Genomic DNA, 2,917 nt, shown 5'->3' with positions numbered 1-2,917 from the left:
CCGACACGTTGATCCTGACCAGCGGGCGGATGTCGCGCACCATCTGGCCGTCGGCACGCACGATCTCGACATGCTGCCAGGAGGCGGCGAGCGAAGCCGTCACCTGTCGCACGCGCGGATCCTCGGCTCGCAGCCACGCATCGATTTCCTGAAGCAGCTTGGCCTTGGCCTCGAAGGAGGGCGAGGGGATCGGGTTCTCGTCGCCATAGAGATGGCGGTTGGTGCGGGCGGGTGCCGCGGCAAGCGTGCCGGAATAACCGCCCTTCACCGTCGAGACGGCGTCGGCCGCGCGCAGCAGCGATGCTTCGGAAAGATCGCTGGAATGTGCGTAGCCGCTCGCTTCCCCGGCGACAGCACGCAACCCAAAACCCTGGTCGGTATTGAAATTGGCGGTCTTCAGCCGTCCATTGTCGAACATCAGCGCTTCGCTTTCGCTGTATTCGAGGAACAGCTCGCCGTCGTCGGCGCCGTTGATGGTCTCGGCGACGATCTGTTTGATGCGATCGTCGGAAATGTCGAATTGGCCGATCAGGCTGTTCATGGCAGGTCCGTCCGTGGAAAGAGGTTGTCCTCACGATGTAGGCGCGAACGTGCGCCGAGACAATCGACGACGACCATTGTCATCGCCAAAGGCCAGTCACAATCGCTTTCTCGGATCTTGGGTTCTGACCGGTTCTCAAGGCAGGGCGGCGAACCCGTCGGCGAAACCCTTGAGCTCGACCGGGATGCCGATGCCTTCCTCCGGCGTCTGGAAGACAATGAAGGTGGCTGACGTTCCGGTCTTCAGCGTGTCGAGCAGCGGCTTTTCGAGAATGACCTCGGCGTAGCAGCCGTCCTGGAAGCAGCGCACGAAATAGGCCCGGCCGATGTCCTTGCCATCGACATTGAGGCCGAGCCCGTTGGGCAGCAGCACGCCGAGCGGCGCCAGCACGCGCAGGATTTCAGCCTTGTTGTCGGCGGTGCGCAGCACGACGACGGAAAGCCCCATCTCTGGACGGTCCTCGGCGACGACGTTCTGCATCATCACGCATTGTTCCGATGTGGCGCCGGCCGGCGTGTCGCAGATGATCGACCACGCGCCATGCGTCGACCGCACCTTGCCGCTTGGCTGTGCAGCATTGGCCTGGCTGGACAGGCCGACGCCAGACAGGCCAACGCTAGACACCGCGGCGAGAAAGATGACGTTCGCCAAGGTTCTCGAAAGCCCAAGTCTCGAAAGCCCAAGTTCCCAAAGCCAAGAGTTCATGACGGCTCCAATGCGAATCACGGCACTTTAAGCCGCGCCAAGGGCAAGTAAAGGATGAGACCACTTCCGGCCTGCCTCGACCAAGGCAATTGTGCGCTTTTCCGTGCCAAATTCGCCCGAATTGCGACAGCCCGGCGCATTTTGCCAGGACAGTCCGCCGCTCGGGCTTCCGCGATCCGCCACCGCCGCGGCCGCCGCCAAAATGCGCAGCCGCGCTTGCGCGCAAAAATGCCGCACGGTTTCCTCCGCTCCTTTCTTGCGGAGGCAAATAGAGTATGGTTTGAACCAGCCTCGGGACTGTCCGGGATTCCCGTCCCGGCGTTGTTCGATATTCTTGCGGTCCCGATCGCGAGGAACTGGGAGATAATGACGGCAATGAGAAAATTCCTAGCAGGCGCCAAACTCCTAGCGAGCGCTTGGGCTGCCGCCACATTGTTCACCGGCGCATCCGCCCATGCGGCCCAGCCTGCGCCGTGGGAAATGACCTTCCAGCCCGCCGCCACCGACATGATGCGGCAGATCGCCTGGTTCGAGCACTACACGCTATGGTTCATCGTGCCGATCACCCTCTTCGTGCTCGCGCTTATCGCCTATTGCATCTTGAAATTCCGTGCCAGCGTCAACTCGATCCCGTCGCGCACCAGCCATAACACGCTGATCGAGGTGATCTGGACGGTTGGGCCGGTCGTCGTGCTGCTCTGTCTCGCCATCCCTTCGTTTCAGCTCCTGACCGCGCAATACACACCGCCGGAAGAAGCCAAGCTGACCATTAAAGCGACCGGCAACCAGTGGAACTGGGACTACGAATACCAGACCGAAAACACGCTTTCCTTCAACTCCGCGATCCTGGCGGATTCTGACCGCGCGGCGGCTGGCAAGGAGGATCGCGGCGTTTATCCGCGCCTGCTCGCCGTCGACAACGAGATGGTGGTGCCAGTCAACACCATGACCCGGGTGCTGGTGACGGCGGCGGACGTGATCCATGCCTTTGCCATGCCATCCTTCGGCATCAAGACCGACGCGGTTCCGGGCCGCATCAACGAGGTCTGGTTCAAGGCGGAAAAGGAAGGCCTCTATTACGGCCAGTGTTCGGAGCTCTGCGGCAAGGACCACGCCTTCATGCCGATCGCGATCCGCGTCGTCTCCGACGCCCAGTACAAGACCTGGCTGGCGGCAGCCGGCACCGACCTTCCCGGCGCCAACAAGGCGCTGATGGCCGAGGTCGACAGCAAAGACAAGGTAGCGGCCGCCGGCAACTGATGCCGCGACCAGAAAAGATCAGGGAACGGAGCCGAACATGGCAGACGCTGCAGCTCACGACGATCACGACCATAAGCCGTATCATGGCTGGGTCCGGTGGGTGAATTCGACCAACCACAAGGATATCGGTACGCTCTATCTGATCTTCGCGATCATGGCGGGCTGCGTTGGCGGTGCTCTTTCGGTCGTCATGCGCATGGAACTGCAGGAGCCGGGAATCCAGATTTTCACCGGCCTGGCGCAGATGGTCTACGGCTTGAATGCCGACGCCGCGCTCGATGGCGGCAAGAGCATGTACAATGCCTTCACCACTGCGCATGCGCTGATCATGATCTTCTTCATGGTCATGCCGGCGCTGATCGGCGGTTTCGCCAACTGGATGGTGCCGATCATGATCGGTGCGCCCGACAT

The 2,917-nt window shown here is 61.6% G+C and carries 4 protein-coding genes; 2 read left to right on the top strand and 2 right to left on the bottom strand.

Features of this window, described 5'->3' with window-relative positions; translation table 11 throughout:
• On the bottom strand, nucleotides 1-541 hold a 541-nt coding region (locus EOA85_RS31530), incomplete at its 3' end, for a DNA gyrase modulator (protein WP_281033816.1).
• Nucleotides 542-676: 135 nt separating this feature from the next.
• Nucleotides 677-1,246, bottom strand: coding sequence for an invasion associated locus B family protein (locus EOA85_RS31525; RefSeq protein WP_127212341.1), 570 nt, complete (start codon nucleotides 1,244-1,246; stop codon nucleotides 677-679).
• 375 nt (nucleotides 1,247-1,621) lie between these two features.
• Here EOA85_RS31525 and coxB point away from each other — a divergent pair, with 375 nt between their 5' ends.
• A complete protein-coding gene (gene coxB / locus EOA85_RS31520; RefSeq protein WP_029355617.1) occupies nucleotides 1,622-2,506 on the top strand; it encodes a cytochrome c oxidase subunit II in 885 nt (294 codons plus the stop codon).
• A gap of 37 nt (nucleotides 2,507-2,543) precedes the next feature.
• A partial coding sequence (locus EOA85_RS31515) for a cbb3-type cytochrome c oxidase subunit I (protein WP_206523410.1) occupies nucleotides 2,544-2,917 on the top strand: 374 nt, incomplete at its 3' end.

Source organism: Mesorhizobium sp. M5C.F.Ca.IN.020.29.1.1, from assembly GCF_003997375.1.
Classification (GTDB): domain Bacteria; phylum Pseudomonadota; class Alphaproteobacteria; order Rhizobiales; family Rhizobiaceae; genus Mesorhizobium; species Mesorhizobium wenxiniae.
The sequence above is the reverse complement of the archived record's forward strand: the minus strand, read 5'-3'. Positions and strand labels throughout refer to the sequence as shown.